This is a genomic window from Paenimyroides ummariense (assembly GCF_900115115.1).
GTDB lineage: Bacteria > Bacteroidota > Bacteroidia > Flavobacteriales > Flavobacteriaceae > Flavobacterium > Flavobacterium ummariense.
Genome location: NZ_FOVI01000023.1, coordinates 38,721 through 44,878 on the forward strand (window position 1 = coordinate 38,721; position 6,158 = coordinate 44,878).

Annotated in this window: 6 protein-coding genes; 1 reads left to right on the top strand and 5 read right to left on the bottom strand. The window is 32.4% G+C overall.

Annotation, left to right across the window (positions count from 1 at the left end):
• The first annotated feature begins 92 nt into the window (after positions 1–92).
• Complete coding sequence (locus tag BM253_RS13770; protein WP_091525455.1) at positions 93–530, top strand: hypothetical protein; 438 nt, start codon at positions 93–95, stop codon at positions 528–530.
• Positions 531–663: 133 nt separating this feature from the next.
• On the opposite strand, the gene BM253_RS13775 is transcribed toward BM253_RS13770, so the two are convergent.
• The 5 genes from BM253_RS13775 to BM253_RS13795 form a co-directional block, all read right to left on the bottom strand.
• Complete coding sequence (locus tag BM253_RS13775; RefSeq protein ID WP_091525458.1) at positions 664–1,362, bottom strand: TetR/AcrR family transcriptional regulator; 699 nt, start codon at positions 1,360–1,362, stop codon at positions 664–666.
• Positions 1,363–1,364: 2 nt separating this feature from the next.
• Positions 1,365–2,645, bottom strand: a complete 1,281-nt coding sequence (locus BM253_RS13780; RefSeq protein ID WP_091525459.1) for an aminotransferase class I/II-fold pyridoxal phosphate-dependent enzyme — start codon at positions 2,643–2,645, stop codon at positions 1,365–1,367.
• A gap of 324 nt (positions 2,646–2,969) precedes the next feature.
• Positions 2,970–3,581, bottom strand: a complete 612-nt coding sequence (locus BM253_RS13785) for an outer membrane beta-barrel protein (RefSeq protein ID WP_143095667.1) — start codon at positions 3,579–3,581, stop codon at positions 2,970–2,972.
• 5 nt (positions 3,582–3,586) lie between these two features.
• Positions 3,587–4,219 carry a hypothetical protein gene (locus BM253_RS13790; RefSeq protein WP_091525464.1) on the bottom strand — a complete coding sequence of 211 codons (633 nt, stop codon included), beginning with the start codon at positions 4,217–4,219 and terminating at the stop codon, positions 3,587–3,589.
• Positions 4,220–5,235: 1,016 nt separating this feature from the next.
• Positions 5,236–6,090: an RteC domain-containing protein gene (locus BM253_RS13795; RefSeq protein ID WP_091525466.1), complete on the bottom strand. Its 855-nt coding sequence runs from the start codon at positions 6,088–6,090 to the stop codon at positions 5,236–5,238.
• Positions 6,091–6,158: the final 68 nt, after the last annotated feature.

Here is a 6,158-nt window from a genome sequence, read left to right on the forward strand (position 1 = left end):
GAACAAATAATTCGTTAAACTTATAATATCTTCAATTTAGAAAATATTCAAACAATATAATCTCCACTTGACGCAGGAAAAGAGTACATAAAATGAGAAAAACACTTATAATCTTTACTTTAAATTTACTTTCACTAAGCCTTATAAGCTGTGAAGAAGAAAACTGCTATACACCACCTGAACCCACTGTTTTTGAATTTGTAAATGCGCAAGGACAAAATTTAATCGCTAGTGGGATATTAACCAAAGCTGAAATTGTTATTTATGAAGATTTGGGCAATGGAAACAGTTTAGGAATTAATGTACAAATAACAAAAGATAATAAAGCATTACTGGAAAATGTTGGCTGGTACGATGGGAACAAAAACTACATCGTTTATATCATTCTAGATTCTTTGAAGACCTTTAATTTCACAGTCAGATCATCTAAAATAAAAAATAGTTGCAGTGGCTATAAAATTGATAATGTAAATTTTGACAATATTGATTCAATCAAAAAGGATGGCTACTACATGCTAACAATTGAATAGAAATTATATACTTCATCTATTATTAATTCAGGTAATAAATATAACCAATTAGCTGTTATACTCTTTTTATAAAATAGAGGAGGACAAACAAAATAAAGCTAAAAAAACTGTAAAAATTACAGTTTTTTTAGCTTTATTTACTTACACCGGCTCTCTCATAAGCTTCAAAGACAAGATCCTGAATAGCTTTTTCAATCCGCCTTCTGCCATCGTCTTCATTAATATCAATTCCACAAACTAAACTTCCATTAGATTTTGAATGTAAGGAAAGATAATAAATACCTCCCACTATTAAGGCTAATTTTGCCCGAAGATCAACGTTTGTTGTTTCAAAATCTGGCATAATTACGGAAAATAATTGTTCTCCGATCTCTTCTCTTCGATCAGCAACCTTTCTCAACATTTTATTTTTCTCCCCTAGTTCCCAATGAATTATTTTCTGTAAAGCCTTGTCTTTCTGCAATACTTCAAACTGACTTTGTAGTATTAAAGATATTTCCTTTTTACCAATAACAGACGCATTTTTTAATAGATCTTCTATATGCTTTTTGGCTTCAAACTTCCAAAAATCCTTCTGACGAATATATTCTTCAATCAGGTTATCAATACTTCCAAAATAAGTCCACACCAATTTTTTGTCCACTCCCGCGGCAACAGCGATGTTCGGAGCCGTGAGCCCCGGATAACCTTTTTTTTGTATTACCTTCCCTACGGCTGCCACCATTCGGGCCATTGTACGGGATTTATCCCTTAAAGGTCCTGATAAAACTTTTCTTTCTTTAGGTGCAGGTTCCTTACTGATTTCCGTTTCAGATTTTTTCTTTCTTCCCATTCTTATTGCAAATTATGCACAGACTCTGCAATTTGCAACTTTTTACTGACATATTCAAATACATTGAGTGCTTTATCAAGATGGTCTTTTGTATGTGTAGCCATCAGACTCATTCTTATGCGAGAATCTTTTAGTGATACCGCAGGATACATTATAGGATTGGTATAAACACCGTTTTCAAGCAAAATTTTTCCTGCCTTACTATTTTTGTAAACGTCACCAATTTTCACAGGAATGATTGCTGAATCCGTATCTCCAATATCCAAACCAATATCTATTAAGCCTTTTTTATAGTATTCAACATTTTTCCACAATTGTACCTTCCAGTGTGGCTCTTCATCAATAAGGTCAATAGCACGGCTCACTCCTACTATTGCAGGAGTTGAGGCAGCAGAAAACGCATATTGTCTTGACTGGAAGTGAAGATATGAAATCAATTCAGGATTTTTGGCAACAAGGTAGCCACCTACGTTAGCAAAAGTTTTACTGAACGTTCCTGTAATGATGTCCACCTGATCCAATACATCAAAATACTCCATAGCCCCGCGTCCGGTGTTTCCAATAACACCAATGCCATGCGCATCATCTACTAAAAGGACACCACCATATTTGTGTGTGACTTCAAGTATTTCTCTCAATTTCGCAATATCACCGTCTTGAGAGTAAACCCCGTCAACAATAACCATTTTTGTTCTGTAGACATCTTTTGATGCTGCAAGGATGCGTTCAAGATTTTCCACATTATTGTGAAGAAAACGCTTTACGGTAGATCCGGTAATCCCTTCATAAACACTGGCGTGCACTGCCATATCTACGATAGCAATGTCTTCCTTTTTAAGAAGACAAAGCAGAGATGCGCTGTTTGATGTATAGCCCGTAGTATAGACGATTGAAGAACCTTTAGGACGCTTAAAGAAAGTTGAAATTTTGTCTTCCAATTCCTTATGGTAATCTAAGTAACCACCGATAAGTGGTGATGCCCCCGCACCTGTTCCGTACTTCTCCACTCCAGCTATTACTGCGTTTTTAACTTCGGGATGTTGCGTAAAACCGAGATAGTCATTACAAACAAAACTGATGTAATTTCCCTTCTTGATATAGCCTTGTTCTGCAAGACCTATTTCAGGACCGCAACCCGAAGTAGCTAGTAGACGGTAGTTCATAAATTCATTTTCACGCAGGTAGTTCAAATATCCCTGATGTGCTTTAGCTCTTTTGAAGATATCGTGATTAGGAATGTTTTCAAAGTCTTTAAAACTAGCTTTAGAAAAGTCAATATTCATACATAAATGTTATAAAAGTTATACGCTATAAATTTATAATATTTTCACTTAACGGGGAAATAATATAAATTTATAGTTTAAACATTATCAATATTACAAGCAATTGAACCATTATAAATATTATATATTTATATAATTTTTCCCCAATCAAAGTATTATTATTATAATACTCTATAGTATATTGGATTGTCAATAAAATTTATGGGGTTCATATTTAAATAAACAACAAAGGAATAAGATTATTTAGAAAATCCTTTATTTTCGAACAAATAATAAAAGGGTATGATTATACATACCCTCTTTTTGTTTTAAACAATTAGCTACCTACAAAGAATATCCTAAAGTAAGATTTATTGCAATCGGATTAATTCTTAATCTGTTAAACTCTGTCTTTGAGTTAGGTGTTATACTATAGGAATAAGATCCTACAATACCAACTTTATACCTTTCAAAAATTCTTTGAACATATCCTAATTCTGTCAATACCCCAAAAGTATAGTTTTTCATAACATATGTATCTTCATACAATGTTTGTGAAAACTTATTTGAATCAATGATGAAATTGATTTTAGGTCCTGCACCGATAAATAAATACTTACTTTCATCAAAATTAATCTTATAACGCAAAGATGATGAGAGTGAAAGATATCCCCACTTTTTTGAATAATCATCGTATGGAGCTTCTAAAAAAATATTTTTTTCTTTTCCCCCAAGCATACTAAAATTAATCTCATTTGATAGATAATAGTTTTCTTTTTCAAACAAATCAACACCAATACCTACATTAGTCGTATTTATAGTCTTGTTTAAAATATCTAAATCGGCGTGACTGCTCTTAACAGAGGAAATAGTTCTGCCAAAATTCAGCTTCACTGTTTGAGCAACTGAGATGTTACAGCATAAAAGAAGAACGGTATATAAAAAATATTTTTTCATTTTGATTAAGGTGTGATATATGAGTATGATACGCTCTTAGCGCCAAAGCCATAGCTTGGTACATTTGCATTTATGGCTTGCCCTGCCATATTCCATCTGATCTTCATAGTATAAGTTCTGACATTCAGATAATTCTTTCCGTTGATGATAACATTTGAAAAAGAATAACCTTGGGTTTGAGCACCATAATCATTATATCCCTGATTCGTCATCGAATTAACAAATCCGAATGCACCGTCCGGTAATAATATATTGACAGAGTGTGTATTTACATCCGCTACATACGCAGCCGCAGCAGGGTATTCATATCCTTTCCATATTATTTTTTGATTAGGAAGTACACCAGCAGGTGTTGCAGAAATAGTGGTAGTGTAAGGACCGTGTATAGGCGTATTGTTAGCCTTAATCGAATTAACAATATTATTAGATTTTTCAGGATTAACAACAACATAATTGTTATCCCTAAAAAATTCTTCTTCCATTTCTTGTGTAGTTTTTTCAGTAGCATTTGAAATAATATTCATTATTTCAGCTTTTGCAGCCTCATCATTTTTTTGCTGTACTTGAACTTCATCTTCATTTGAACAAGAAAATAAAGCAAATGACAAAATAGATAATGTTAAAAGTTTGTTTTTCATGATTTTAATATTTAATAATTATTTCTACTCTCTTAAGGATTTTCGAATAACTCCTATACGCGCGTAATATTTTTATTTGATACTGTATACTTTTTCTTGTAAATATTTTAATTCATATTAAACATAATATTGCTACTTGAAAAGCAATATAACATCAATACTGAGGGCTATCTTTCTTGTTACCTCCCTACAGATTTGAATCTCTGTACACAATGCAGCCATACTAAAAAGAAGCTTTAAATACAGAAAAAACAATATTATTATTTGTGAAATATTATATTTTTTTTTCTCTATTCAAAGAAAACAATTTATAATTAATTACACAAACATTTATCATTTTTAAATTTTAAGCTTTTAGACAATAACCTTATATAGGGCTTTTTTATTGTGTATTCTAAATAAATATTTTATAAATAAAATTAAATCGAACTATATAATTTGAAAATTTGCCAATAATTAAACAAATTTATATCTTCAACCAAAGAAAATTTAAATTAAAAACAAATAAGTAAATAAAGTATCTAATGTTTTCAAAAACCATTTAAATGATCCTGGATTGATGATGGTAAATTTTAAGAAGATTCACTAAAGCAACTGAACGAACAAGAACAAATTATTCGATTCCAGTCATGGTTAACTGGTGTTAAAGATGAACGTCATACTTTAAAAAAGAAGATGAGAATATTCTACGTAATAAAGACCTGTAGCTATTTAATATTCAATACAAAATATTGTCATTACTATAGTATTGCAGCTAATAAATTCCATTCTCCTATATTCATACAGTAGGTTTAAAAAGCATACCTAAAGTAGTTCCGAAGAGAAAAACAAACAGGAATTTCCAATGTTGCGCAAGACAAATTGTACTATATAATGAACTCTAATAGTCTAGCAGTATCCAAGACCTACCCATGAAAATCAAAAATAATTTGATTTTTTAAAAGAAAATAAAACAAAAATGCCCATAAACAGCAGCTTTTACGTGCTATTTATGGGCATAATCTTGGTATAAGGATTCAATCCAGATCCTTGTGCATATACTTTTCCAGATTGGTTGTCAGTTGATCAAGAAAATAGGTTTTACTACCTGAACGATCCTTCATCCTATGAAACGAATGATGAAGGTCACCAAGCTTGATGCTGAAAGCCATTTCAAAAATCATTGCCAGTTTCGAAATCCCAACCCTACCATTGGAAACAGCACCGGTAGCATGAAGCGCATAAACCAGCTCGATCAATGCATTTTTAGAATGCGTCCAATAAATATCTTTCAAGTACGCTTGTGCTGCTATTTCAGAAACTGCCTCCGATTCGTCAGGATCCATACGACGAAGCAGGTAATGATACAGTAGATCATCAGAAATGATTCTAGAAACTTTGTAATCGTAGTATGTAGAGAACTGGGGATCCATTTCAAATGCCACGCTGTTGAGTCCGCTGTAAAATTCTATGTTTCCCAAACGGAAAAACCGGTTGTCCATATCTGTTCGGTTAGATCGGTAGTACCTGTAGAAATCTGAAGAAACCGTGTGCTCTTTGAATGTTTTTTTCAGTTGTTCCAGTTTAGAAGAAAAATATTGCATCAACAGCTTGCCGTCTGGTACGGGACAAGCAATTTCCATACGGTATACCTTATTGTAGAAAATCAGTTTACCAAGTATCTGGGGCTTGATGTTCTTAAAGAAATCTATTTCCTGTAGTTCGTTATCAAAACCTGAGTTAATTACAAATTCCTTTAGTTCCATTAACAAGTCTTTAAGCAATAAAGTCATCGAATATGATTCTTCAATAATTTTGGATGGTTTCATAGTAAGCCTCTCTTCCTTTCTACTCACTTTAGAGAGTGCCTCATGAAAAAAACGATGTTTCATAAGTATTGAGTTTAATTAAGTTGCAGGGGGTCCTTATTAAAAAAATACATGAATGCAATGATTGGATG

Excerpts from the sequence above, each read along its gene's own strand:
- BM253_RS13770 (WP_091525455.1), top strand. The coding sequence starts at position 93 with ATGAGAAAAACACTTATAATCTTTACTTTAAATTTACTTTCACTAAGC.
- BM253_RS13775 (WP_091525458.1), bottom strand. The coding sequence starts at position 1,362 with ATGGGAAGAAAGAAAAAATCTGAAACGGAAATCAGTAAGGAACCTGCA.
- BM253_RS13785 (WP_143095667.1), bottom strand. The coding sequence starts at position 3,581 with ATGAAAAAATATTTTTTATATACCGTTCTTCTTTTATGCTGTAACATC.
- BM253_RS13790 (WP_091525464.1), bottom strand. The coding sequence starts at position 4,219 with ATGAAAAACAAACTTTTAACATTATCTATTTTGTCATTTGCTTTATTT.
- BM253_RS13780 (WP_091525459.1), bottom strand. The coding sequence starts at position 2,645 with ATGAATATTGACTTTTCTAAAGCTAGTTTTAAAGACTTTGAAAACATT.
- BM253_RS13795 (WP_091525466.1), bottom strand. The coding sequence starts at position 6,090 with ATGAAACATCGTTTTTTTCATGAGGCACTCTCTAAAGTGAGTAGAAAG.